Here is a 25,054-nt window from a genome sequence, read left to right as displayed (position 1 = left end):
CGTGCAAAATCCAGACCGGCGCCCGCCGCGGACAGCCGATCAGAAGCCGCAGAAACCGCCGGCTGCCGGCTTCACTTCTCGATATGGCGCAACAACTGGCTGGCAAGCCCCGTATAAGCGGCCGGAGTCAGCTCAAGCAGCCGGGCTTTGTCGGCGACAGGCAACTCCAAACCTGCAATGAATGCTCGCATGGCTGCCGCATCGACTTCGACGCCGCGCGTCAGTTCCTTCAGCTTTTCGTACGGGTTTTCATGCCCGTTTTTGCGCATCACCGTCTGCACCGCTTCGCCGAGAACTTCCCAGTTCCCGTCCAAATCGCGGGCAAGCGCCTGCTCGTCGACCGACAATTGTTGCAAACCGCGCAGCGCCGCCTGGATGGCGATACATGAATGGGCGATGCCGACACCGATGTTCCGCAGCGCGGAAGAGTCAGTCAGATCCCGCTGCATGCGCGAAACCGGAAGTTTCAGCGCCAAATGCTCCAGAACCGCGTTGCTTACACCAAGATTCGCTTCCGAATTCTCAAAATTGATCGGGTTCACTTTGTGCGGCATTGTCGAGGACCCGACTTCCCCCGCCACCGCCTGCTGTTTGAAATATCCGAGCGAAATGTAAGACCAGATATCGCGGTCGAAATCGATGGCGATGCTGTTGAACCTTGCGATCGCCATGAACGCTTCTGCCAGGTAATCGTGCGATTCGATCTGTGTGGTAAGAGGGTTGTAGGTCAGTCCCAGCCCTTCCACGAACGATTGGGCGATGCTTTCCCACGGCGCGTCCGGATAGGCCGCCACATGCGCGTTGAAGTTGCCGACCGCTCCGTTAAACTTGCCGAGGTATTCAAGTTCCCGCACCTGCTGCAGTTGCCGCTGCCACCTGCGGACAAAAACGGCCAGTTCCTTTCCGACAGTTGTCGGGCTCGCCGGCTGTCCGTGCGTGCGGGCAAGCATCGGCACCGCTCTTGTTTGAGCCGCGAAGTCGGCGACCGCATTTGTCAGTTTTTCCGCCAGCGGCAACCAGATTTGCCGGATCGCGCCCTGCAGCATCAAGCCGTACGCAAGATTGTTGATGTCCTCCGAAGTGCAGCAGAAATGGACGAACTCCGCGACATCCGCGAGCGACGTATCTTTAATGCGGCGTTTGATGTAGTACTCCACCGCTTTTACATCGTGCTTGGTAACAGCTTCGATTTCCTTCACTTCAAGGGCGGCCGCCTCGTCAAAATCGGCTGCCAGCTTCCGCAAAAATTCAATCTCCTCCTCCGTGAAGGTGCGGACATCCTTGATCCACTCACTTTGCGACATGGCAATCAGCCATTCGACTTCCACGTGAATGCGGTATTTGATCAACGCCCACTCCGAAACGTAATTCTCCAGGCCGGCCAGTTGCTCCCGGTACCGTCCGTCCAGTGGAGACACCGCTTGAATCGACATGATGCAAACTCCCTTTCCGCTCTTTTACTCAGTTCCAGATCCCCAATCTGTCTATCATTGCGAGGGCCTCTTCGACTGTTGGCGCAAGCACGTTGAGATGGCCCATTTTTCGTTTCTTTTTCGCGTCTGCTTTGCCGTACAGATGAAGTTTGATTCCGTCCCCCAAGAGATCGGCTTTCGCCAGCACCGGTGCAAGATGTTCCCCCAGAATGTTCACCATCACGACCGGTGTCAGCAGTTTCGTGTCGCCAAGCGGCAAATTGCATACCGCACGCACATGTTGTTCAAACTGGGACGTCATGCAGGCATCCATCGTAAAGTGACCCGAGTTGTGCGGCCGCGGAGCGAGCTCATTGACGAGCAGCGTGCCCTCTTTCCAGAACATCTCCACCGCGATCAAGCCGATGACGTCCAGCTTCTCGGCGATTTGGCGGGCCAGAGCCTGCGCGAGCCGGTCCGCTTCCTCCGGAATCCGGGCCGGCGCCATCGACAGGTGCAGGATGTTGTCGCGGTGTACGTTTTCCGCTGTCGGGAACGTGCGAATTTCACCTTTCCCGTTGCGGGCGGCAATGACCGACAGCTCCTTGTCAAAATCAACCCAATCCTCCAGCACCAGTTCAGGCCTTTTTGCAGTGCTCAGCTTCTCCCACGCAGCTTCGACATCCTCCGGCTCCCGCAGGATGTATTGGCCTTTTCCGTCATAGCCGCCGGTTGCCGTTTTCAGCACGCCAGGCAGCCCCAAAGCGGCAACCGCCTGCCGCAGGTCTTCGTACGAGCGGACCGGCCGCCACGGGGCCACCGGAACGCCGATCTCCTGCAAGGCCGTTTTTTCCCGGATGCGATGCCTTGTCACGTGAAGAACATGCCCGCCTTGCGGCAGAAACGCTTCCCGCTCCAGCGTCCGGACCATCTCGTCGCTCACATTTTCAAATTCGTAAGTCAGCACATCGGAAACGCCGGCCAACTTGCGGGCAACTTCCAGATCATCAAGCGGCGCGACAAACTCCAGATCCGCCACCTGCCCGCACGGGGAGTCCGGAGTCGCGTCCATGGTCGCGATCCGATATCCCATCTCGCGGGCTTTTAAAGCGATCATGCGGCCGAGTTGCCCCCCGCCGAGAATTCCGATCGTCCCGCCGGGCAAAATTCGATGGAGCGCCCGCTGCTCGCGTGATATTGTCATCGCCGCGTTCTTCACGTCAAATCCCCGCTTTCAAGCACCCGCTGCCGCATCTCCGCACGCCTTTTTTCGAGCCGTTCCCGGATCTCCGGCCGGGTCGTTCCCAGAATCTGCGCTGCCAGCAATCCGGCATTGGCAGCGCCCGCCTTGCCGATTGCCACTGTCGCCACCGGTACCCCCGCCGGCATCTGGACGATCGACAGCAGGGAATCCAAACCGTTAAGCGATGACGATTTGACCGGAACCCCGATTACGGGAATCACCGTCTTCGCCGCCACCATGCCCGGCAGGTGGGCGGCGCCCCCCGCACCGGCAATAATGACTTGCAGACCGCGTTCAACCGCCGTCGCCGCGTATTCAAACATCAGATCCGGGGTGCGGTGAGCGGATACCACTTTTTTCTCGTAAAGGATTTGCAGTTCGTCCAGGATCGTGCACGCTTCGCGCATCGTTTCCCAGTCCGACTGGCTGCCCATGATCACGCCCACCAACGGTTGCAACCCACTCATTGTGATGCCACCTCCAAGCGCTTGTTCTTATTATTCCGATTCCTAAAAAACAGAAACCCAGAACGGGCAAGTTTCTTCTCGTGAGCGAGCGAAACCTGCCCGCCTGGGCTTTTATCCCTTCGGTGTCAGCCGTGAAACCGGCATGTGAATCGCTTGGACCGGACATTATCAATACCCGACAAAGTGATAATCGGAACCCTAGATTCGCTTTCAGCTCGTAGTCCGGTTATTTACGGTAACCGGGTAGAGACTTTCGGGCCATATTCCCGAGGATATACGAGAGAACAATATTCGTTTGTCGACATCTGTCTATCAACAGTGTACCAATCACGGGAAAAGGTGTCAACGGAAAAGACGAACGTTTGAATTGGGGACGTTTCAATTGTTCGGATGTATCGCTCATTCGCCAGCTTGGGAGGCAAATTTTTAGTCACGGAATATCCTCCTAAATCAGTCTGTCAAAGCGGATTAATCCTTGGGTTGCAAGCCGAACCGTTTCAGAAGAAACCGGTATGTACGTTCCATCTCGGGAAAATATTGTTTGATATGGCGATAAATTCGCAACGCCGATTCCTCATCGTAAACATGCGATGTCTCGTTACGATCCTTCAACATTTGCAGCCAATCTGTTTCATTCTCCAGCCAATGAACTTGATAAGCGCGTTGCAAAGTTTCACGCGGGGTATTTGTCTGAATCCCTTCCTGAGCCAACAGACGCTTCAGTGTTTTCCAATAAAGCTCAATCACAAACTCAAATCTTTGTATGGTCCCATCTACGACCAAGCTCGAATCTCCCGGCACTTGTAAAGCCTCGCCAAGTCTTTGCAAAGCTTTTCCCAAGTTTTTGAGACTTTGAACCGATTTAGGATCGTTCATACAGAACCTTCCCCTCCTCCGTGATTTTCTTCTTCAATTCAGGTGATGCTTCTTCCCATTTCACGATGTCGACGGGAAGCAATGTGTCAATTTGATCGAATAGAAATATAAGATCCAACCATTGTCGCTGGCTGATGGCAGGGGCTTCAATCGCCAAATCGATATCGGAACGTTCATCCGCGTCACCCCTGGCACGCGATCCAAAAAGGATAACCCGGATTACTTCCGGTTTTCCCGACAACAACCGTATCAATTGCTCCCGAACCCGCTCTTCCATCACCATCGCTTGTCCTCCCCGGAAAAAACGGCACCCGTGAAGTCCGAGGCACCGTTGTTTGCTACGTCAAAGAACCTGTTTTTTCGTATTTTTCGGCCAGCAGGTCAATCTCCTTTTTCAGTTCCGCCACCAAATCCTTCTCCGGAACCTTCCGGATCACCTTTCCGTGCCGGAAAAGCAGCCCTTCGCCAACCGACCCGGCGATGCCGATATCCGCTTCCTTCGCTTCCCCCGGTCCGTTCACCGCGCACCCGAGAATGGAAACTTTAATCGGAGCTTTGATCTTTGAAACGTATTCCTCTATCTCGTTGGCGACACTGATCAGATCGATCTCGATCCGTCCGCAGGTCGGGCAGGACACCAACGTGACCGCGTTTGCGACGAGTCCGAAGGTCTTCAAAAGCTCGCGGGCAACCTTCACTTCCTCGACAGGGTCGGCGCTGAGCGAAACGCGAATCGTGTTGCCGATTCCCATCGACAGCAAGGTTCCCAGACCGGCGGCGCTTTTCACAGTCCCGGCAAATAAAGTGCCGGCCTCCGTAATCCCCAAATGCAGCGGATAATCGAACGATTCGGCCGCTTTTTTATAGGCTTCGATCGCCAGCGGGACATCGGAAGCTTTCATCGAAACGACAATATTGCGGAAATCGAGATCTTCTAAAATCTGGATGTGGTGCAGGGCGCTCTCCAACATTCCCTGCGCCGTCGGATATCCGTATTTGTCGAGAATGTGTTTTTCCAGAGACCCGGCGTTCACACCGATCCGGATCGGGATATTGCGCTCTTTGCAGGCTTTGACAACGGCCTCCACTTTCTCCCGACGGCCGATATTCCCCGGATTGATTCGCACCTTGTCGACGCCGTTTTCGATTGCTTTCAAAGCGAGTTTATAGTCGAAATGAATGTCCGCGACAAGCGGAATCGAGATTTCTTTTTTGATGTGTTTAATCGCGGCAGCGGCTTCTTCGTTGTTGACAGTTACCCGAACCATTTGACAACCGGCTTCTTCCAACCGATGAATTTGCTCCACCGTCGCTTTCACGTCGTGTGTCTTGGTCATGGTCATGCTCTGGATGATGACCTGATCACTGCCGCCGATTGTCACATTTCCAACTTGAACAGGACGCGTTTCCTTTCTGTGATACATAGAAGCACAGTCTCCCATCTGTCGGATGTTCGTACTTATTATACTCGTTCGAAACCGATCGGGCTAGTGGCGGTACCGCGAGCCATAAGTCCGGCGTATTCGAAAAAAAAAAGAGGCGTGTGAACACGCCCCGAGCTTTTCCCCGTTCGAATCTTGCGAAGCCTTAGGTTATACATTCAATTCGGTGAACAGGAATCTGACGAGAATCAATGCGCTGAGTACCCACATCAGCCAGTGGATTTTGTGTTTTCCGCCGACCAGATTGTGGGCCAGCGCCAAAATTACGTAGAACAAGATCCCGAAAGAGATCCCGTTTGCGATCGAATAAGTGAACGGCATGATGACAATTGTCAAAAATGCGGGAATCGAGTAGACAAACTCCTCCCATTCGATGTCGCGCACCGCTCCCATCATCAATACCCCGACGATGATCAGCGCGGCGGCAGTTGCCTCACCCGGAACCAGCAAGGCAAGCGGAGCCACGAAGAGCGACAGCAGGAACAGAACGCCTGTGGTCACCGACGTCAATCCGGTCCGGCCACCCTGCGCCACACCCGCTGCGCTTTCGATATAAGCAGTGATGGTGCTCGTGCCAAGCAGGGCGCCCAAGCTTACGCCGCCTGCGTCAACCAGCATCGCACGCCCGATCCTTTCCTTTCCGCCCGGTTTGTCGAGCAGCCCTGCTTTAGCGGCCGTTCCGGTCAGTGTTCCGAACGTATCGAACAGTTCGACAAACGTAAATGTGAACACGATGGTCAAAAGGCCGGCGTTGAGGGCGCCTGCGACATCCAGCTTGCCGATTGCAAGATTGGAAAAATCAGGAATCCAGTGGGCATTGCCCAAAGCGGACAGGTTGGTGATCCCCATCGGAATCCCGAGTATGGTCGTGATGATAATTCCCAAGAGGATCGCGGCAGGCACTCGCATCGCCAGCAGAACACTCGTCAACAGCAGCCCGATCACCGTCAGCAAAACATGCTTGTCCGCAACGAAATTCCCCAGTTGCAGCAGCCAATCGAACCCGCTGATGTGATGCAGGGAAACAGCCGGATCCTTTCCAATATAAAATGCGGTGAGCAAACCGCTGTTTTTAAAGCCGATGATCGTGATAAACAGCCCGATCCCTACCGTCACGGCCGCACGGAGCGATTTCGGCACGGCGTCCAGCATCAACTGTCTGACTTTGGTCACGGTCAGAAGAAGGAAAATAATACCCGAAATAAAGACAGCGCCAAGCGCGATCGGCCAGGTGATTTTACCGCCGGAACTGAGAATGACCGTTGCAAAATACGCGTTTAGTCCCATGCCGGGGGCCAAAGCGATCGGGAAGTTCACCAAAAGCCCCATGGCGATCGTCACAATGCCCGCACCAAGAGCGGTTGCCACGAACACCGCGTTGAAATCCATGCCGGTGGCACCACCGGCCGTAAGCGTGATGGGATTCACGATCAGGATATAAGCCATTGTGATAAACGTCGTGATCCCCGCAATAATTTCTGTCTTGACGTCGGTGTTGTTCTCTTGCAGCCGAAACAACTTCTCCATCTTTCGTCCTCCCCAGCGAACGTCGGTTGTCCCGTGTTATTCCCACTCAATCGTAGCGGGCGGCTTCGAAGTGATGTCATAGACGACCCGGTTCACGTGCGGCACTTCATTCACGAGCCGCGTCGAAAGCCTTTCCAGCACATCATACGGAATCCGCGCCCAGTCGGCCGTCATCCCGTCTTTCGAAGTCACGGCGCGAATGCCGATGGTGTAAGCATACGTCCGCTCATCGCCCATGACGCCCACGCTCTTAATATCCGGCAACACGGCAAAATACTGCCAGATTTCGCGATCAAGGCCAGATTGTTTAATCTCGTCCCGCACGACCCAATCGGCTTCTTTCAGCAACATCAGCTTGTCCTCCGTCACCTCGCCAATGATGCGAATCGCCAATCCGGGACCGGGAAACGGCTGCCGCCAAACGATCTCGTCGGAGATTCCCAGCTCGCTGCCAAGCGCCCGCACTTCGTCCTTGAACAGTGTTTTGAGCGGTTCCACCAGTTTAAACCGCATGTCTTCCGGCAATCCGCCCACGTTGTGGTGCGACTTGATGGTGGCTGCCGTCGCCGTGCCGCTCTCGATGATATCGGTATAAAGCGTGCCTTGCGCCAAGTAGTCGAAGTGGCCTAGCTTTTTCGATTCTTCCTCAAATACGCGGATAAACTCTTCCCCGATGATTTTGCGTTTCCGTTCCGGATCGGTCACGCCCGCAAGACGCCCCAAAAACCGTTCTTTCGCGTCAATTTTGACGACGTTCATCTTGAACTCCTGAGCAAACGTCTGCATCACCAGCTCGGCCTCGTTTTTCCGCAGCAATCCGTGATCGACAAACATGCAGGTCAGATTGTCGCCGATCGCCCGGTGCACCAGGACGGCCGCCACGGATGAGTCCACGCCGCCGGACAGCGCGCAAAGAACTTTTTTGTCGCCCACTTCCGCCCGGATGTCGGCAATCGCTTCCTCGACATAGGAACCCATCGTCCATTCGCCTTGACAACCGCAGACTTCATACAGGAAGTTGCGCAGCATATCTTGCCCGCAGACGGAATGATTGACTTCCGGATGGAACTGCACCGCGTACAGTTTGCGCTCCGGCGCACTCATCGCGGCGACAGGCGCATTGTCTGTCGAAGCATCCACCTGAAATCCCGCTGGCGGCGCCACGACAAGATCGCTGTGGCTCATCCACACTTGCTGTTCCTTCGGCTGATTTTTAAAGAGAATCCCATCGGATTGCACGTTGAGGATCGCCTTCCCGTATTCGCGCACAGCTGCCCGTTCCACCTTGGCATGAAAATGGTGCGCCATCAGTTGCATGCCGTAGCAAATGCCAAGAACCGGAATCCCAAGCTCGAAAATGGCCGGATCGGCTTTCGGCGCCCCTTCCCCATATACGGAATTCGGCCCGCCCGAAAACACGATCCCTTTCACATTCATCGCCTTCAGTTCAGCCGCGGTCACCGTCGGCGGAAGCAGTTCCGAATACACGTTCAATTCGCGGATCCGCCGGGTGATCAGTTGGTTGTATTGTCCGCCAAAATCCAGTACGACAACAGATTCATGTTCTTTCATGGTATTGAATTCCAACCCCTCAGCACAAAAAATGCAAAAAATGACACCGGATCGTCCTCGTTTGCCCTTTCCCCTAGAATCAGCAAAGATTTACAGTTACATACGAGGCAGTTCCGATGTTCATGCCCACAAAACAAAGATACGGCTTCGCCGTAAATTCCGGATGCGACACCGCACCCCTGAGCCGATCGAAAGTCTTCAAGCTTACAGATGTAAAAACAGCCGCCCCTTCCCCCGTAGTCAGGGACAGTTACGGCAACCCGGCAGAAACCTGCCGACGCCTTATTTCCGGCATGATGCAAGTCTGTATCCGCCATCAGTTTACACGAACATTTTTGATAAGTCAACGCCTTTTCGTTCGCCTTTTCGTTCACCTCATTTTCCGAACAATCTGCTCCCACAGTTGACACAACTCTCCCGTTTCAAGATTTTGAAACGGACAAGAAAGAACACCCCCGCGCCCGATACCTGGGGGTGTTGCTGTTGCGTCTCCTGCCGATTTTAGAGTCCAAGGTAAGGTCCCGGATTGACATAGAGCATTTGACTGCCGCTGATGCCCGTGGCAACGGAAAAGTGCAGGTGCGGACCGGTTGATTGACCGTCGCTGCCGACAACGGCAATCTGCTGCCCGCGCTTGACTTCTTGTCCCACCGACACAAAAATCCCGTCACCGTACATGTGACCGTATACGCTCATAATGCCGCCCGCGTGTTCGATCACGACCCAATGTCCAAAACCGGACGCACGGCCGGCAAAACGGACAACCCCGTTGTCAACGGCGACGATCGGCGTGCCAAGCGGAGCCGCGATATCGATCCCTTTATGCATGGTGCCCCAACGCATGCCGTAACCGGATGAAATGACACGCGAGGACGGAACCGGCCAAGCCCAATTCCCGGCGCTTTTGATGCCTTTTCCGCCGTTAATCTGAGCGGCGATTGCAGCCGCAATCTGTGCCTCGATCGCGGCCATTTCGCGTTCTTCCCTGGCGGCTTCCGCTTCCGTAATCTTGCGTTCCTTCTGCACCTGAGCAAGGATCGCCTGCTGTTCCGATTTCAGCTTGTCCTGCTCGGCCTTGTTGGCGATCAAAGCGTCCTGGCGGACCTGGCGGAGTTCTTGCTCCCGTTTCAGGTTCGCCTGGATTTCATCCAATTTTCTCTTTTCTTCCTTGATCCCCTCCACCAGACGCTTGTCCTGATTGACCACCAGCGACAAAGTGCTCATCCGGTCGATGAAATCGCTGAAATCTGTCGAGGAAAACAGCACTTCCAGATAGGAAACGTCCCCGTCTTCATACATTACGCGGAGCCGCTGCTGCAGCAGTTTTTTGCGGGCTTCCAGCTTGTCCTGCGTTTTTTTGATCTCGATTTCCATTTCCCGGATCTTTGCTGCTCCGGCGTTAATCTCCGCCTGGATGGCGTTGATCTGCTGTTCCAGATCGGCGATTTGCTGGTTAATCACCGCCAGTTTTGCCTGCAGGTCCTTTTCCTGACCGCGCAGTTCCCGAATTTGTTTCAGACGTTGATTATATTGTTGACGAATTTCTTCGAGTCTTTGTTGGTCGGATTCAATGCTCGCCTGTGCCGTCGTCAAAAGAGGCGCCATCAACAAGACACCTGCCAGAATGCCGGCAACCGTTTTTTTCGAAGCCATGACCGCTCTCCTTCCTATCGATTCTTCATCGCGTCGAAAGCAGATGCACGGTAAATCCGCAGCGACATTCATACTATTTCGACGGCATTTTCGCTTTTCCTGTCGGTTCATGCGGATTTGACGCAAAAAAGTCAAATTTTTAGCGAAAAATGCCTGAGCGGTTTTTCGCACGTATCTATGGCAACATCGACATCGCGAAAATCTAGAAAAAAACTGCCCCTGGGTGATGTTTTCCACAGGGGCAGCTCCCCGCTACCATATCGGAACAACGTGTTAAATTCAAAAAGCCCCAAAATGAGGCTTTTGTTTAAAGGTTACGGACATCCAAAACGAAGTGTCCACGCTCGTGAAAAGCCAAGAGAAGCAGAACAAGATCCTTGCAACGTTGGCCTGCGATCCCTGGAACAGGAAACAGAGACCCGAGAGATGAAACGGATCCAACGATGGCTGGATCGGTTATACCAAATCGAGTAGGAGGGGGCGGCTAACCCCCGTCCTCTCACACCACCTAGCATGCGGGTCCGCACTAGGCGGTTCCAAAAGGTTGACGAAGCTCCAAATAACGAACAAGCAAACTTTTCAGCCCTTGTGCTTCCCAATAGGAAGTGTCAAGGGCATTATTTAGGTTGCGGGACATGGCCCATGCCCCGCGGCGGGAGTTGGCCATTTGGTGAACCGCAACTTCCGGGACCCCAAGTGCACGCAGTTCCCGATAGCGCGTTCGCACCCGTTTCCATTGTTTCCACAGGCACATCCTCAGCCGCCGCCGGATCCACTGGTCGAATGACTCGCAGTGGGTCTTGGCCGAGGCGATGTGGAAGTATCCTGCCCATCCTATGATGTAGCGGTTTACTTCCTCAATCCGCTGCTTCATCGATACAGGCCGGGTTCTGGATGTGATGGCGCGGATGCGTTCCTTGAACCACTCGATCGTTTTCGGCGCGAGCCGTAGGGTCCCCTGCCGATTCGGCAGAAAGCTGAATCCCAGAAACTTCCGCTTCCAAGGACGATCCACCGCGCTTTTCTCCCGATTGACCTTTAGTTTGAGCTTGTCTTCTACGAAGCGAATGACCGACTGCATCACCCGTTCTCCTGCTCGTTTGCTTGCAACAAAGATGTTACAGTCGTCTGCATAGCGGACAAACCGCAAGCCTCTACGTGTCAGTTCCTTGTCCAAGTCGTCCAGCAGAATATTTGCCAACAGCGGGCTTAACGGCCCTCCTTGCGGGGTTCCCTCTTCCGTGGTATGCACGACCCCGTTTACCATGACTCCGGCGTTCAGGTAAGCGCGAATCAGTTTCAAGACCCGCTTGTCCTTCACTTTTCGCGCCACTCGCGCCATCAGGATGTCGTGATTCACCCGGTCAAAGAACTTCTCCAGATCCATGTCGACCACCCACCGGTATCCTTCCTGGATAAAGCGTTGGGCTTGCCGCACGGCATCGTGGGCCCGTTTGCCCGGTCGGAATCCGTAGCTGTACCATGAGAATCCACCGTCGAAGAGGGGGGCCATCACTTGCAGAAGGGCTTGCTGGAGGAAGCGGTCCATTACGGTCGGGATTCCTAAAAGCCGTACCCCGCCTCCGGGTTTGGGGATTTCCACCCGTCTGACCGGTGCCGGTTCATACGTTCCCGTCAGGAGTTGGTGTTTCACCGTTTCCCAGTGGGTCTTGAGGTATCCTTGTAGCTCCGCTACCGTTACCCCGTCCACGCCGGGCACTCCTCCGTTCTGGACGACTCGTTTGTAGGCAAGTCGCAGGTTGTCTCCTTCCAGCATCTTCTCCAGCAAGTCGTTATGGCCTTCGCGAGAAGAACGATCGACTTGTGCCGACGATGAACTCGGCGCTCCGGCGGTCCCTTGCGGCTTCACCGCTCCCTCCCGCCGGCAGCCCTCGTATGAGGAATTCGGCTGTCGTCGCTCATCGCACGAACGCATCGGTTTCTTCTCTCCTTTCGGTTCGGCCCTTCCGCTTTTCGGCGTCCCGTACTCGCGTACTATGGCCTCTGCTGACTCCTGCAGGTTCAGCGCCGTCTTCCGACCGCGGTTACCAACACAGTTGGCGTACCCTGCAGGCCTCCCCAGATAAGAGCGTCATCTTTCCGCCCGCGCTTGCCCAAGTCTACCACTACAGTCCTTGGCGGCTTTGGATTTTGTTGTGTCTTGGCAACTCATCCGACTGTAACGGCCTCAAATTGGGTTCGTGTACCTCAAGCCGTGCGTTTGCCTCCGGCTTCCTTCAGATTCCGCCTCGCGACGGACACCCTTGCCCTTGGCTAACGGTAGGCGCTCGCCAGCCCCCGTTCGGGACTTTCACCCTAAAGATGACGCCCATGCTGGGCGTACAAACAAGAAACCCCTTGATTTACAAGGGGTTTCGCAACTCCTACAGGAGCTGTTATTACATCATGTCCATGCCGCCCATGCCGCCCGGCATGCCCGGTTTTTCCTTTTCCGGCTTCTCGGCTACGACAGCTTCAGTGGTCAGGAACATCGCAGCCACGGATGCAGCGTTTTGCAGAGCGGAACGGGTAACTTTCGCCGGATCGACGATACCCGCTTGGATCATGTCAACCCATTCGCCGGTAGCCGCGTTGAAACCGATGCCGACTTTTTCGGTCTTCAGGCGCTCAACGATCACCGCGCCTTCGAGCCCGGCGTTGTCAGCGATTTGACGAACCGGAGCTTCAAGCGCTTTGCGAACGATGTTGACACCGGTCAACTCGTCACCTTCAGCCTTGATGTTGTCAAGAGCACGGATTGCATTGACGAGAGCGGTTCCGCCACCTGCGACGATACCTTCTTCAACAGCGGCCCGGGTTGCGTTCAACGCGTCTTCAATGCGCAGTTTCTTCTCTTTCAGTTCGGTTTCGGTAGCGGCACCCACCTTGATGACCGCTACGCCGCCGGCAAGTTTCGCCAGGCGCTCCTGCAATTTTTCTTTATCGAATTCGGAAGTGGTTTCTTCCAACTGAACTTTAATCTGGTTGATGCGAGCGTCAATATCCGCCTTGTTACCGAACCCATCCACAATAATCGTATTTTCTTTCGATACCCGGACTTGACGGGCGCGGCCGAGTTGGTCGATGGTGGTGCTCTTCAGTTCGAGACCAAGCTCTTCAGAGATCACAGTACCGCCCGTCAGGATCGCGATGTCCTGCAGCATCGCTTTGCGGCGGTCGCCGAAGCCCGGAGCTTTCACTGCAACTGCGGTGAAGGTGCCGCGGAGTTTGTTCACAACAAGGGTTGCCAGCGCTTCCCCTTCCACGTCTTCCGCAATCAGCAGCAGCGGACGTCCGGATTGGACAACGCGCTCGAGAACCGGAAGGATTTCTTGGATGTTGCCGACTTTCTTGTCGGTGATCAAAATGTACGGCTCGTCGAGAACCGCTTCCATCTTGTCCGCATCGGTTACCATGTACGGAGAAATGTAGCCGCGATCAAACTGCATCCCTTCCACAACTTCGAGCTCGGTGGTAAAGCCTTTCGATTCCTCAACGGTGATCACGCCGTCTTTGCCGACTTTCTCCATCGCGTCGGCAATCAGGGTACCGATCTCTTCGTCGCCGGCCGAAATCGCCGCAACCTGCGCAATGTTTTCACGGCCTTCCACTTGCTTGGAGATGTTCTTGATTTCTTCCACGGCAGCACGCACCGCTTTTTCAATCCCTTTCCGGAGAATCATCGGGTTCGCGCCTGCGGTTACATTCTTCAACCCTTCGCGAATGAGCGCCTGCGCCAAAACGGTAGCGGTCGTCGTACCGTCACCGGCGACATCGTTGGTTTTGGTGGCAACTTCTTTTACAAGCTGCGCTCCCATATTTTCAAAAGCGTCTTCGAGCTCGATTTCTTTCGCGATCGTTACGCCGTCATTGGTGATGAGCGGAGAGCCGAACTTCTTTTCGAGAACCACGTTGCGGCCTTTCGGACCGAGGGTTACTTTCACCGCATCAGCGAGAGCGTCAACGCCCCGAAGCATCGCACGACGAGCATCTTCACGGAACTTAATCTCTTTAGCCACGTCAAACTTCCTCCTCTTTATGTAGGTTTTTATCTATTCGGGTTACTTTTGCACAACTGCCAGAATGTCGTTTTCGCGGAGAATCAGGTACTCTACGTTGTCATACTTCACTTCGGTACCGGCGTACTTCGAGAAGATTACGCGGTCGCCGACTTGCACATCAAGCGGAACGCGCTTGCCTTCCTCGTAACGGCCGGGTCCTACCGCGATCACTTCGCCTTCTTGCGGCTTTTCTTTTGCGGTGTCCGGAAGAACGATTCCGCTAGCAGTCTTTTCTTCACGTTCGACAACTTTGATCACCACACGGTCACCGAGCGGCTTAATCATGTAAATACCCCTCCTACAAGAAATATGGTTGTAAAATGTTTGTCGACTCTTGTTAGCACTCACCTTGAATGAGTGCTAACACAATTCTTATGATATTCGTTTCCATTTGTCTTTGCAAGCCCCCGAGGAGGAAAAATATAAAAATTTTTTCTCACGGCCACGTTTTATTCTATCCGGTGATTTTGGAAAAATACCCTTCTCCCCGATTTTCTTCATGAATTTTTTATTGGGAAAGTACAATGCGAAAGCGGCAGGCGACACAAGCTCCCCGCCGCTTGTTTACGCCTTGCCGCCCAGTTTTTCAATCAACTTTTCCAACCCCAACTCCGACAGCGAATTCAGCCGCAAGTCATACTCGCCGAATACCAGATTGGCGGTGACAAAATTGGGAACGACCACGCAATGCAGCCCCGCACGCTTCGCCGCCAACGCGCCATTGGGCGAATCCTCAAACGCGACCGCTTGGTGCGGCTTCACTCCGAGGCATTCGAGCGCTTTCAGATACAGCGCGGGATCGGGTTTCACCCGCTCCACGTCTTCCGCCGTCAGGATGCATTCGAAACGGTCGAGCAGGTTTAATTTTTTCAGCCAGCGCGTCACCCATTCCCGTCTTGAGCTTGAGGCCAACCCGATTCTCAATCCCAATCCCGCGGCTACCGCCAGGTACTCTTCAACGCCCGGCAGCGCCTTTTCCTTCTCCATCCGCAGGTCGAACATCTCTCTCCGCCGTCTTGCGACCGCTTCCCGGTCGATCGGTGTGCCGATACATCCTTCCAAATACGCGTAAGCGTCAAAAAAATCGGCGTGTGTCCCGACGCATCGCCCCCATACGTCGAGCGGAAGTTCCGCTCCGTGTTCCCGGTAGATTTCCTGCAGCACCCGATATTCGTGCGTTTCCGTATCGAAAATCAAGCCGTCGAAGTCAAACACAACCGCTTTGATCAAGTCTGTCCCACCTCCTGAAGCGCCAGTGACAAAAAAACCGGTCCGCAACAGACCGGCAGGCCTTCGTTTACTGTTCGGCAAGACCGCTTTCCCGCAGGCTCTTCAAACGCCGTTTGTATGCGATGCGGGACAGCGTCACGCCGATTTCGTACAGCAGAATCAAAGGCAGCGAAGTGATAATATCGGAAACCGGTTCCGGCGGCGACAGAACGACCCCCACCACCACCAGCAGGAAGTAAGCGTACTTCCGGTTCTTCGTCAAAAACTCGGGCGTCAAAATCCCCAACCGCGTCAGAAACAGCACCACGATCGGCAGCTCGAAGATAAAACCGAAGGGAATAACGATATTGGCCATGAACGAAAAATAATTTCCGGCGGTTTGCATCATCTCGAAATGTTCGGAACCGAGCGCCACAAAGAAACCGTATACGGTAGGGAAAATAAAAAAGTACCCGAACGCCAGTCCCGCAAAGAACACAAGCGAGATAACCGGAATAAAAACGACGCTCACCTTTTTCTCCAGATCGGTCAACCCGGGAGCCACAAACTTCCACGCTTGGTACAGAAACACCGGGAGTGTCATCCCAATAGCCGCAACCCCGGCCACGACCATGTACACCCGCAGAACTTCCGAGGGGCCCAGCACCACCATTTGGCTGCCCTTCGGCATTCCCCGCTGCAAAAAGGCAAAGATGTCTCCAACAAAGGCAAACGAGACAACCAGAAACAAAACAAACGCCAACAGGGTTATAATCAACCGTTTCCGCAGTTCCGCAAGGTGTTCGACCAAATGTTGCTCTTGATCCATTGCGCGTCCTCCTACTTGAGAGCAACCGTTTTTAAAATCAGTTCAACAAACGAATCGATATCATCCCTATCATACACCCGGACCGCAGGCGGAGCAAGCAGCGGTGTTTTGTCCACCGCGGCGACAGCCACCACGTTTTCCAGCCGTTCGTTTTGAAAAATCGCTCCCTGCCGGTCGGCCATGACGATTTTCGGAAGGTCCCCTTGCTTGTATCCCTCCACGATCACCATGTCGACCCCTTCCATCCGCGCCAGCATCTCTTGCAAAGTCGGAGGCGCCGGGGGCCATCCCTGGACCGCCCATTTGCCGGAACTTGCGATGGCGACGACATCGGCGCCCGCCTGCCGGTATTTGAAAGTGTCGGTCCCCTCATAATCGATTTGAAAATCGTGGGCGTCGTGTTTTAACGTGCCAACCCGGTAGCCCCTGCTTTTGAGATTGGCAACCAGCTTGCAGACAAGCGTCGTTTTGCCGGTGTTCTTGTAACCGACAACGGCGACAGCCCTGACCGGAGCGTTTGACAGGAAGGAATCCGGATTATTCACAACCGCTCCCTCCCGCCAACGGCATTTCAAGCAAATACGCTTCTACAAGGTCTCCTTTTTTCGCTTTGGTCTTGGCGCGAATCCGCACAAATCCCTGAATTCCGGACAGCGTCGACATCACCCCCGCGCTTTGTCCGAAGGACAGCGGATAGGCGGCTGCCCGCCCGGCTTCGATCGCGATCCGGGCCCGCAAAAAGCGGTCCATACCAATTACTTTCAACTGCGGATCGTCCGCCAGCACCACCTGAACGGGTGTGACCCGCGGCTGCAACCGACCTGCCATCGCCCGGATCGCCGGCTGCAAAAACAACATGGCGTTGACATATCCGGCCGCCGGGTTGCCGGACAAGCCGAATACCGGTTTCTCCTGGACCGTCGCGAACGTGAAAGGAGTTCCCGGCCGCATGTTGACCTTCCAAAAATTCACCCGGCCCCCCGCCAAGTGATAGGCCGCACGCATCACATCGAAATCACCGACCGACACCCCGCCGGTTGTCACCAGCGCGTCCACCGCCGGCATAGCCGTCCGGATCGCGTCCGCTACAGCGGCGACCTCGTCATCGACCTGATCGAGCAAATACGGGATGCCGCCCCAAGCGGAAATCAATCCCGCCAACATATACGTATTACTGTTGTAAATCTTTCCGTAAGAAAGGGGTTCCCCCACTCCGACCAATTCGCGGCCGCTGGACAGCACTCCGATCACCGGCTTGCGGTAAACGCGGACCGTCGATACGCCGGCCGTCGCCAGCAGTGCCATTTCCGCCGCACCGATGACCGCGCCTTGCGCCAGAACCCTGGCTCCCGCCTCAATGTCCTCGCCGGTGGCAGAGATTGATTCTCCGGTTTTGACCGGCAAAAGGATCTTGACCTGACGTCCATCGGGATTGCGTTGCGCGTCGGTCACCTCGAACCGGGCGATCGCATCGGCCCCTTTCGGGATGGGAGCGCCCGTCATGATCCGAATCGCCTCGCCCTCCTGCAACATGTGATCGGACACTTCACCGGCTCCAACACGTCCCCGCACTTGTAAAGTGACGGGATGTTCGGGGCTGGCGGACTGCACATCCGCCGCCCGAATCGCAAACCCGTCCATCATCGAGCGGTCAAATGGCGGAACCGGGGCTTTCGCGTAAATGTCTTCCGCCAGCGTGTAACCAAACGAGTCCCTGAGATGAATCCCGACGGAAGTCACGGGTCGGACCTGCTTCAGCACTTCTTCAATCGCTTCGTCGACAGAATAACCGACCTGCATCATTTGAGAAGACCTCCGTGTCCCAGTTCCGCAATCTCCCTGAGAGTGATTTGATCGCCTGCCAATATGCGCGGCAGGAACAAATCAAACGCTGTCTCCGCTTCGTACATGACGGCGCCCGGCAACCCGATAACGGCTGCATGGTTGATATACGCCAACATCATCATCGAACCGGGCAGAACCGGCACCCCGTAACACACGACTTCCGTCGCGAGTTCGCGGATCGCGCCCGGTGTGCGGTCATCCGGATCGACCGACATGCCCCCGGTACAAAGCACAAGCTCCGCGCCTCGCGCAAGAAACTCCCGAATGCCCGCCTGAATGTCTTCCTTGCTGTCCCCGACAATGATTTGTCCAAGCACATCAACCTGAAAGGGGGCCAATTTTTCGCGAATCCGCGGACCGAATCGATCTTCGATGCGCCCGCTTGCCACCTCGCTGCCCGTCGTCACGATTCCCGCTTGCAGCCGGTGAAATGGCAGGACGGTAATGACGGGCGCCGACATTCTTGCGATCGTCTCCGCCTGCATGATTTTTTGCTCTTGAATCACCAGGGGGATCGCCTTCATCGCCGCAACCGTTTCGCCGGGCTGTACGACGCGGTTGGTTTTTTTTGTAACAACAACCAATTCCCCAAGGGAGTTGATCATCAAAAGCGCCTCCGCATCGACTTTCAACAACCCATGAATCCGAGAGTTGAGGACGACCTTGCCCTCGGAAGGTTCCGACGCGGTCAGGTGATCTCCCATAACGGCGCGGGCAAGGCGGATGGCGGCAGCTTCTTCATGCAGTTCGCCCGGCTGCAGATCCAGCACATAGACGTGCTCTTTACCGATGTCGAGCAACAGCGGAATGTCTTCTTCCCGAATCACATGCCCTTTTTTGAAAATCCGGCCTTTAAACTCTCCCGGCACGATCCGGGTCAAATCGTGAGCCAGCGGCAATCCGACAGCGTCACGGACGTGAACCTCCTTCATCTTCCCGCCTCCTTACAGCAGAGGAAGTTCCTCAACCTGAAATTCGATCATCAGTTCGTCTTCTCTGCGGAAAAACCGGACATTCAGGCGTTCCTGGATAAACATCAACACCCGGTCAGGCACTCCCGCCGCGTCAAGTATCATCTGATGCGGCAACAGCACTTCGTCGACCGGATCGCCTTCGATATTGAGAAAATACTGAACATGCGGGGCCTCGTTTTGGTCCTCCGCCACCACAAACACATAAAGCGCCGGATACTTTTTGATCGCTTGTTTCCCAAGCTCCATGAATATCCTGAACAGGGCGGGATTGTAATCGTCAAGCACCAGAACTATTGGAGCCTCGGGCGACGTAGAGTTCACAAAGTCTTTGACAAACGCTTCCCGTCCGGTTTCATCTTGCGGATTCCGCAATCCCAGGTTGCATCGGAAATCCCATTCAAACCGGGCCATCCCTTCCAGCGACCCGCCATATCCCAATCCGATCAGATATTGCTCTCCCTCCATGTCGACACCTCTATCCATAATTTCCCATAAAAGTGAACCTTGAGCACTTTGATGGAGACCCAAAAACCATCCACAACGAATCGCTAGTGTTCACTTTCGCGGAGTATTCAATACTCCTGTATCATCGGATGAATCAGAATGTCATCGATTACCACTCCCTCCGGCTGGGAAGCGGCATAGAGAACGGCGCGGGCGACATCCTCCGCCTTCAGCCAATCTTTTTTGCGGGCGGATCCCTGTTCGCTGCCGGCAAAGCAGGTGTCCGTCATACCGGGCAGGATGTTGGTCACTTTGATTCCTTTCGGCTGCACTTCTTTCCGCAGAGCATCCGCAAACGCCCGCGCCGCAAATTTGGTCGCGCAATAACCCGCACCGCCCGCGAAAGTCCTGCGTCCCACGTCGGACGAAATATTGATGATGTGGCCGCTCCCTTGTTCGAGCATCGTCGGAAGAACCCTGCGGGAACAGAGAAACAGCCCCGTCACGTTCACATCGAACATCGTCTGCCATTCCGCCAGTTCCATTTCCAGAACCGGTTTGAAATAACCGACTCCCGCGTTGTTAACCAATATATCGATCCGTCCGAAACGGGACAGAGCCACGTCAAACATCACTTCAACTTCCTCTTCCTTTGTGATGTCGGCGGTTACGGTCAGCACATCATCCGTCCCCGCCTCCATCGCGCGCCCACGGACCCGCTCCAGATCTTCCGGCGTCCGCGCGACCAGCACCAGCTTGGCTTTTTCTCCGGCAAACGCCAGTGCCACCGATTCGCCGATCCCGCGGCTCGCGCCCGTGATGACAACCACTTTTTCACCCAATCGCGATCACCCCTTATGGACTCGTTTCACAATCCCAGACGGACTCCTCCGTCACAATCAGATCCAGATGTATGTCATGCTCTTCGAACGGTACGCGATCCACCAGTTGAAGCTCATATGCCAAACCGATTTTTAACGTGTCGGAACGCAGCAACGGAAGAAACCGGTCGTAATATCCGCCGCCGTAGCCAAGACGTCCGCCCCGTTTGTCAAAAGCGACTCCAGGCACAATCGCCACATCGATCGACGCAACCGGCAGTTCGGCCGCCTGCGATTTCCCCGCCAAACGATTGTCCGTGCCGGTCTTCGGCTCCCGAATCCCGTATGTTCCGACTTGCAGTTCCGCAAACGAACGGATCTCGACCGGGATCAATTTTCGTTCGGCTTTGACCGTAACCGGCACCGCCATCCGCTTGCCCGTTTGCCACCCCCATTTCAGTATGCCTTCCGTTTCGACTTCACCGCGAAAATCGAGATACAGCAAAATCGTCCGGGCGTCATGCACCCGGCGGATCGACAGCAGATTTTGCAAGACGGCTTTGTTTTTGGCCGATCTTTCGGCTGGAGACAGCGCGCTCCGCTTTGCCAGGACACGTTCGCGAAGTTCGATTTTTTTATTCATTCTAACCTCCCGGACAGACTATGAACACTTGTTATTTTAAACTACCATAAGCCGGCGCAAAACTGTGTGACAAATCTCTCACAAACCGGAACCTCGATTTTAAGGTATAAAAATTGGAAGGGCAGCGATTCCACATCCATGGATCGCTACCCTATGATAAAAATTCAACCATGTTGTCTCACATCCGATATGTAAGGTACACTTAAGGATGCATTGTTTGTACGGAAGGAGAAGCGGCATGATCGTTCTGTCAGCCAGCCAAATCGCAAAATCTTACGGAGCCGACGCGATTCTAAACGGTGCCACCCTGTCCGTACACGAAGGGGAACGCGTCGGGCTAGTGGGGGTTAACGGCGCGGGAAAGTCGACCCTGTTGAAAATTCTCGTCGGCGAGATAGCCGCCGATTCCGGCGAGGTTCACATCGGCAAAAACGTCTCGGTCGGTTACCTCTCGCAGCAAACGGGCATCCGGTCGGACAAAACCGTTTATCAGGAGATTCGCAGCGTGTTCGCCGATCTGTTCGCGTTGGAAGATCGAATTCGCAGCCTCGAAACCAGAATGGGCGATCCGTCGGTTTACGGGAACGACGCCTTTTACCAGTCGCTTGCGGACGAGTATGCCGCGCTTACCCATGAATTCGGCAACCGGCAGGGCTATGCGATTGACGCGAAAATCCGTTCCATCCTGAGCGGATTGGACTTTCCCGAAGCGATGTGGGAGCAGCCTGTAGAGTCTCTGTCCGGCGGCCAAAAAACCCGTCTGGCCCTCGGCAAGCTGTTGTTGCTTCAACCCGCGCTCCTGGTTCTGGATGAACCGACCAACTACCTTGACCTGCAGACGGTCACCTGGCTGGAGGAGTATTTGAAAAACTATCCGGGGTCCCTTCTGCTCGTCTCGCATGACCGTTACTTTCTCGATGCGCTCGTCAACGTCATCTACGAGTTGGATCGCGGCATCACCAAGCGTTATACCGGAAACTATTCCGCGTTTCTGGAACAGAAGGAAGCGGAACTCGCTCTCCGGGTCAAGCGGTATGAACAACAGCAAGCGGAAATCGCAAAAATGGAAGATTTCATCCGGCGCAACATCGCCCGCGCCACCACGGCGAAACGGGCGCAGAGCAGACGCAAAATGCTGGAGAAGATGGAACGTTTGGACAAACCGGTGACCTCGCCGGAACAGGCCCATTTTTCGTTTACTGTCGAGCGGCTAAGCGGCCATGACGTGCTGACGGTTGAAAATCTCTCCCTTGCGTACGGCGACAAAATCCTGTTCAAGCATCTGAATCTCCAGATCACGCGCGGGGAACGCGTCGCCCTGATCGGCCCGAACGGCATCGGCAAATCCTCCCTGATCAAAGCGATCGCCGGAATCCTGCCGCCTGCAGCCGGCAGCATCCGGCTGGGAGCCCACGTCAAGCTCGGCTATTACACGCAAGAGCAGGAGGACCTGGCTCCTGACAAAACGGTCCTCGGCGAAGTGTGGGATGCGTTCCCCCGGCTCGATCACACCCGGATCCGGATGGTGCTCGGTAACTTTCTGTTCTCGGGCGACGATGTGATGAAACCGGTCGCCGCACTTTCGGGCGGTGAGCGAAGCCGCGTCGCCCTCGCGAAACTGATGCTGCGGCAGGCGAATTTTATGCTGCTGGACGAGCCGACCAACCACCTCGACCTGCTCTCGAAAGAGATGCTGGAAGTGGCGCTCGACGACTATCCGGGTACCTTGCTGTTGATCTCCCACGACCGCTATTTTCTGAACCGGATCGCCACCCGCGTGATCGAGTTCACCGCCAGCGGCCTGACATCCTACCTGGGAAACTACGACGACTATCTGGCGAAAAAATCGGAACTCGCCGCCATGCGCGCCTCCGGCCTGCTGCCGGACACGATGTCCGGACGACATCCCGCAGGCGAAAATACCGCCGACAAGACGGCCGCCCTCTCCAAAGAGGAACGCGAAAGGCAGCGGCAAGCAGAGCGGCAGCGGCAGCGGGAAGAGAAGAAACGTTTGGCGCGGATCGCCAGCATCGAGCGGCAAATCGAGCAGACGGAATCCGACATCGCTTCCCTGGAAGCAAAGCTTTGCTTGCCCGAGATCTTTAACGACCCGGATCAGGCCCGCGCGACCAATCAGGCGTATCAAGACGCGAAAGAACGGCTGGAACGACTGTACGCGGAGTGGGAAACGCTTCACCAAGCCTGATCATGCACACCGTATAAAGAATCGGCAGCAGGATCATCACTGCAACCACCACTCCCGAATCGTTGGCGGCAAACCCAGCCAGGGCTCCCGCGACTCCTCCGGACAGAAACGGGGCGAGTCCCCCCCTTTTTTCAAGGAATTGTTCCACCCAGGGAAACGGCCGAAAAACGGCAACCGCCACAAACGCCAACATCGCAACAAACAGCGGCGCTCCGAAATAATCGCGAATCAAACGCAGATTCATCAGAAGCTTGCGCCGGATCAGACTGCCGATCTCCGCATAATGATCTTCCCGCGCCAAATCGATCACCCGGGAGACGTGAGTCGGACTTGCCGCATCTTGATGAAAAAGCACCAGTAACGCAACCGCACTTGCAACGGCCGTAAGCCCGACCAGCCAGCCGGTTCGCTTGGGTAATCCGAACAGGCCCGATAGGGCCACGGCTGCAGCTACGGCTGCCGTGATCGTTCCTCCCGCGTTCGCCCCCATTGCCGGGGAAGCGAAGAACACCACCAGCCCCGCCCCCAGGCCGACAAACACCCATCTCATCCAAATTCGCCATGCGGGACGCAGACACAACACATATCCGCACGCCAGCAACAACCAGGCGACCAGCAACCCCATGTATTCGTTTCCGACTCCGTAATACCGGGCTCCCACAATCGGATCGTAGGAAAGAATGGAAACTCGGGCCAACCGGCCACCTGTCGCCGCGTCAGCCACTATCGATCCGGACGTTGCAACCGCCAGCACCAGCAACCGGACCAGCAAATGCCGAATCCGCATCAATCCCCACGTCACGGCCAACAAAACCGACGGCAGGGCGACCGCCCACATCCAATTTTCGCTTCCCCATTGCCATTTTCCGAATACTGGAAAGGCAGGCAGCAGAAGAAACACAACGGGAACCGCAAGCACCGCGGTTCCGCCCCACATGAGCAGGGCGGCGATTTGCCCGCTTCTCTCCGTCCCTCTTCCCCGCTTCGCGAATTCCCGCAATACGGCCGCCATCAGCAGGAAAAGAACCCCTCCGCAAATACCAAAAACCGTATGCACAAACGGCCTTTTTTCGTAAATCGACCGCGTCTGCACGGCGATCCTGTGAACGATGTCCCACGCGTTGCCCGCTGGCGGGATGCCGTATATACTTTGCCCCGCCAGTTCCGCAGGCCGCTCCATCCGCAAAAAATCCAGAATGGTAGCCGTAACGTCCAAATTCGTAATGATGCCTTCCCGTTTTGTCGAGGCCGATGTCAGGAGACTGCCGGGTGCAATCGGACCTCCCGCGGCAAGAACAGGCGTTAATTCTTTCTTCTTGCCATCCTTTGCGGTCCGCGGCGATGCCAAGATGACCATCGTCGACGCGTTCGCTTGTTTCAGGAGCTCTCCCGCCAGCCTGTCCAGCGACTGCATCGCTTGTTTGCGCAATGCGACATATTGTGCGGCGGAAATCCGGTCTTTTGCCGATTCGGCTTTCGCCAGTCCGTCCCATTCGATAACCGTAAGGCCAGCGGGGGACACACCCTCTTTCCAATCGTTCAACATTCCGTCCCACGCGTTTGCATTCATCATTCCGACGCCTCCCGCCTCCGCCCAATGACGCAATGCGGGAAGAGCGTCAGCATGAAGCTCCGCTTCCTCCAGTAAATCCGCAATCACCACTACCGCCTGCCGGCTGTCCCGCACGGAAGAAGCGGCAACAGCCTGCCAGGATACGTGATCGCCATCCGGCACATAAACCCCGGCCAACAAACCTGCCAGTACAACACCGAGCCAACACCCCCGCCTGTAAAACACCTCATCACCCCGGCCGTTTTTCCGTTAGGATG

At 55.5% G+C, this 25,054-nt stretch carries 22 protein-coding genes and 1 riboswitch; of the genes, 1 reads left to right on the top strand and 21 read right to left on the bottom strand.

What is annotated here, in order from left to right; all coding sequences use genetic code 11:
• Positions 1–71: 71 nt before the first annotated feature.
• The 20 genes from purB to AC4ED1_RS09685 form a co-directional block, all read right to left on the bottom strand.
• The gene (gene purB, locus AC4ED1_RS09780; protein ID WP_490938070.1) at positions 72–1,433 is read right to left on the bottom strand and encodes an adenylosuccinate lyase; all 1,362 of its coding nucleotides are present in this window, start codon (positions 1,431–1,433) and stop codon (positions 72–74) included.
• A gap of 28 nt (positions 1,434–1,461) precedes the next feature.
• Positions 1,462–2,616, bottom strand: a complete 1,155-nt coding sequence (gene purK / locus AC4ED1_RS09775; protein ID WP_490938068.1) for a 5-(carboxyamino)imidazole ribonucleotide synthase — start codon at positions 2,614–2,616, stop codon at positions 1,462–1,464.
• Between the two features lie 11 nt (positions 2,617–2,627).
• The gene (purE, locus tag AC4ED1_RS09770; RefSeq protein ID WP_490938066.1) at positions 2,628–3,122 is read right to left on the bottom strand and encodes a 5-(carboxyamino)imidazole ribonucleotide mutase; all 495 of its coding nucleotides are present in this window, start codon (positions 3,120–3,122) and stop codon (positions 2,628–2,630) included.
• Positions 3,123–3,320: 198 nt separating this feature from the next.
• A riboswitch (purine riboswitch) is annotated at positions 3,321–3,422 on the bottom strand.
• Between the two features lie 168 nt (positions 3,423–3,590).
• Positions 3,591–3,998, bottom strand: coding sequence for an HI0074 family nucleotidyltransferase substrate-binding subunit (locus tag AC4ED1_RS09765; protein WP_490938064.1), 408 nt, complete (start codon positions 3,996–3,998; stop codon positions 3,591–3,593).
• Positions 3,985–4,281, bottom strand: a complete 297-nt coding sequence (mntA, locus tag AC4ED1_RS09760) for a type VII toxin-antitoxin system MntA family adenylyltransferase antitoxin (protein WP_490938062.1) — start codon at positions 4,279–4,281, stop codon at positions 3,985–3,987. Before mntA ends, AC4ED1_RS09765 begins: the two co-directional genes overlap by 14 nt.
• Positions 4,282–4,336: 55 nt before the next feature.
• Entirely contained in the window at positions 4,337–5,422 is a 1,086-nt protein-coding gene (gene ispG, locus AC4ED1_RS09755; protein ID WP_490938060.1) for a flavodoxin-dependent (E)-4-hydroxy-3-methylbut-2-enyl-diphosphate synthase, read from the bottom strand.
• Positions 5,423–5,590: 168 nt separating this feature from the next.
• Positions 5,591–6,967, bottom strand: a complete 1,377-nt coding sequence (locus tag AC4ED1_RS09750; protein WP_490938059.1) for an NCS2 family permease — start codon at positions 6,965–6,967, stop codon at positions 5,591–5,593.
• A 36-nt stretch (positions 6,968–7,003) separates the two neighbouring features.
• Positions 7,004–8,539, bottom strand: coding sequence for a glutamine-hydrolyzing GMP synthase (gene guaA, locus AC4ED1_RS09745; protein WP_490938057.1), 1,536 nt, complete (start codon positions 8,537–8,539; stop codon positions 7,004–7,006).
• 501 nt (positions 8,540–9,040) lie between these two features.
• The gene (locus AC4ED1_RS09740; protein ID WP_490938055.1) at positions 9,041–10,192 is read right to left on the bottom strand and encodes a murein hydrolase activator EnvC family protein; all 1,152 of its coding nucleotides are present in this window, start codon (positions 10,190–10,192) and stop codon (positions 9,041–9,043) included.
• A gap of 526 nt (positions 10,193–10,718) precedes the next feature.
• Complete coding sequence (gene ltrA, locus AC4ED1_RS09735; protein WP_490938053.1) at positions 10,719–12,128, bottom strand: group II intron reverse transcriptase/maturase; 1,410 nt, start codon at positions 12,126–12,128, stop codon at positions 10,719–10,721.
• A 463-nt stretch (positions 12,129–12,591) separates the two neighbouring features.
• Entirely contained in the window at positions 12,592–14,211 is a 1,620-nt protein-coding gene (gene groL, locus AC4ED1_RS09730) for a chaperonin GroEL (RefSeq protein WP_490938051.1), read from the bottom strand.
• 42 nt (positions 14,212–14,253) lie between these two features.
• Positions 14,254–14,538: a co-chaperone GroES gene (groES, locus tag AC4ED1_RS09725; protein WP_490938049.1), complete on the bottom strand. Its 285-nt coding sequence runs from the start codon at positions 14,536–14,538 to the stop codon at positions 14,254–14,256.
• Positions 14,539–14,817: 279 nt separating this feature from the next.
• Positions 14,818–15,483 carry an HAD family hydrolase gene (locus AC4ED1_RS09720; RefSeq protein ID WP_490938047.1) on the bottom strand — a complete coding sequence of 222 codons (666 nt, stop codon included), beginning with the start codon at positions 15,481–15,483 and terminating at the stop codon, positions 14,818–14,820.
• A gap of 67 nt (positions 15,484–15,550) precedes the next feature.
• Positions 15,551–16,291, bottom strand: a complete 741-nt coding sequence (gene tatC / locus AC4ED1_RS09715; protein ID WP_490938045.1) for a twin-arginine translocase subunit TatC — start codon at positions 16,289–16,291, stop codon at positions 15,551–15,553.
• 11 nt (positions 16,292–16,302) lie between these two features.
• Positions 16,303–16,836: a molybdopterin-guanine dinucleotide biosynthesis protein B gene (gene mobB / locus AC4ED1_RS09710; RefSeq protein WP_490938043.1), complete on the bottom strand. Its 534-nt coding sequence runs from the start codon at positions 16,834–16,836 to the stop codon at positions 16,303–16,305.
• The gene (locus tag AC4ED1_RS09705) at positions 16,829–18,094 is read right to left on the bottom strand and encodes a molybdopterin molybdotransferase MoeA (protein WP_490938041.1); all 1,266 of its coding nucleotides are present in this window, start codon (positions 18,092–18,094) and stop codon (positions 16,829–16,831) included. The genes mobB and AC4ED1_RS09705 overlap by 8 nt, the downstream gene beginning before the upstream one ends.
• Entirely contained in the window at positions 18,091–19,068 is a 978-nt protein-coding gene (locus AC4ED1_RS09700; RefSeq protein ID WP_490938039.1) for a molybdopterin-binding protein, read from the bottom strand. Before AC4ED1_RS09700 ends, AC4ED1_RS09705 begins: the two co-directional genes overlap by 4 nt.
• Before the next feature lie 12 nt (positions 19,069–19,080).
• Positions 19,081–19,575: a hypothetical protein gene (locus tag AC4ED1_RS09695; RefSeq protein WP_490938037.1), complete on the bottom strand. Its 495-nt coding sequence runs from the start codon at positions 19,573–19,575 to the stop codon at positions 19,081–19,083.
• A 107-nt stretch (positions 19,576–19,682) separates the two neighbouring features.
• Entirely contained in the window at positions 19,683–20,396 is a 714-nt protein-coding gene (locus tag AC4ED1_RS09690) for an SDR family oxidoreductase (protein ID WP_490938035.1), read from the bottom strand.
• Between the two features lie 13 nt (positions 20,397–20,409).
• On the bottom strand, positions 20,410–21,018 hold the full coding sequence (locus AC4ED1_RS09685; RefSeq protein ID WP_490938033.1) for a 5-formyltetrahydrofolate cyclo-ligase: 609 nt from the start codon (positions 21,016–21,018) through the stop codon (positions 20,410–20,412).
• Positions 21,019–21,256: 238 nt separating this feature from the next.
• Between AC4ED1_RS09685 and abc-f the strand changes: the two genes are divergently transcribed.
• Positions 21,257–23,224, top strand: a complete 1,968-nt coding sequence (gene abc-f, locus AC4ED1_RS09680; RefSeq protein ID WP_490938031.1) for a ribosomal protection-like ABC-F family protein — start codon at positions 21,257–21,259, stop codon at positions 23,222–23,224.
• Here abc-f and AC4ED1_RS09675 read toward each other — a convergent pair.
• Entirely contained in the window at positions 23,121–25,022 is a 1,902-nt protein-coding gene (locus AC4ED1_RS09675; RefSeq protein WP_490938029.1) for a hypothetical protein, read from the bottom strand. The genes abc-f and AC4ED1_RS09675 overlap by 104 nt on opposite strands.
• Positions 25,023–25,054: the final 32 nt, after the last annotated feature.

It is taken from the genome of Effusibacillus sp. SKA8, assembly GCF_058273125.1.
Note: the sequence above shows the minus strand (reverse complement) of the source record. Positions and strands in the feature narration are given on the sequence as shown.

Excerpts from the sequence above, each read along its gene's own strand:
- purB (WP_490938070.1), bottom strand. The coding sequence starts at position 1,433 with ATGTCGATTCAAGCGGTGTCTCCACTGGACGGACGGTACCGGGAGCAA.
- purK (WP_490938068.1), bottom strand. The coding sequence starts at position 2,616 with ATGACAATATCACGCGAGCAGCGGGCGCTCCATCGAATTTTGCCCGGC.
- purE (WP_490938066.1), bottom strand. The coding sequence starts at position 3,122 with ATGAGTGGGTTGCAACCGTTGGTGGGCGTGATCATGGGCAGCCAGTCG.
- AC4ED1_RS09765 (WP_490938064.1), bottom strand. The coding sequence starts at position 3,998 with ATGAACGATCCTAAATCGGTTCAAAGTCTCAAAAACTTGGGAAAAGCT.
- mntA (WP_490938062.1), bottom strand. The coding sequence starts at position 4,281 with ATGGTGATGGAAGAGCGGGTTCGGGAGCAATTGATACGGTTGTTGTCG.
- ispG (WP_490938060.1), bottom strand. The coding sequence starts at position 5,422 with ATGTATCACAGAAAGGAAACGCGTCCTGTTCAAGTTGGAAATGTGACA.
- AC4ED1_RS09750 (WP_490938059.1), bottom strand. The coding sequence starts at position 6,967 with ATGGAGAAGTTGTTTCGGCTGCAAGAGAACAACACCGACGTCAAGACA.
- guaA (WP_490938057.1), bottom strand. The coding sequence starts at position 8,539 with ATGAAAGAACATGAATCTGTTGTCGTACTGGATTTTGGCGGACAATAC.
- AC4ED1_RS09740 (WP_490938055.1), bottom strand. The coding sequence starts at position 10,192 with ATGGCTTCGAAAAAAACGGTTGCCGGCATTCTGGCAGGTGTCTTGTTG.
- ltrA (WP_490938053.1), bottom strand. The coding sequence starts at position 12,128 with ATGCGTTCGTGCGATGAGCGACGACAGCCGAATTCCTCATACGAGGGC.
- groES (WP_490938049.1), bottom strand. The coding sequence starts at position 14,538 with ATGATTAAGCCGCTCGGTGACCGTGTGGTGATCAAAGTTGTCGAACGT.
- tatC (WP_490938045.1), bottom strand. The coding sequence starts at position 16,291 with ATGGATCAAGAGCAACATTTGGTCGAACACCTTGCGGAACTGCGGAAA.
- AC4ED1_RS09705 (WP_490938041.1), bottom strand. The coding sequence starts at position 18,094 with ATGATGCAGGTCGGTTATTCTGTCGACGAAGCGATTGAAGAAGTGCTG.
- AC4ED1_RS09700 (WP_490938039.1), bottom strand. The coding sequence starts at position 19,068 with ATGAAGGAGGTTCACGTCCGTGACGCTGTCGGATTGCCGCTGGCTCAC.
- AC4ED1_RS09695 (WP_490938037.1), bottom strand. The coding sequence starts at position 19,575 with ATGGAGGGAGAGCAATATCTGATCGGATTGGGATATGGCGGGTCGCTG.
- AC4ED1_RS09685 (WP_490938033.1), bottom strand. The coding sequence starts at position 21,018 with ATGAATAAAAAAATCGAACTTCGCGAACGTGTCCTGGCAAAGCGGAGC.
- abc-f (WP_490938031.1), top strand. The coding sequence starts at position 21,257 with ATGATCGTTCTGTCAGCCAGCCAAATCGCAAAATCTTACGGAGCCGAC.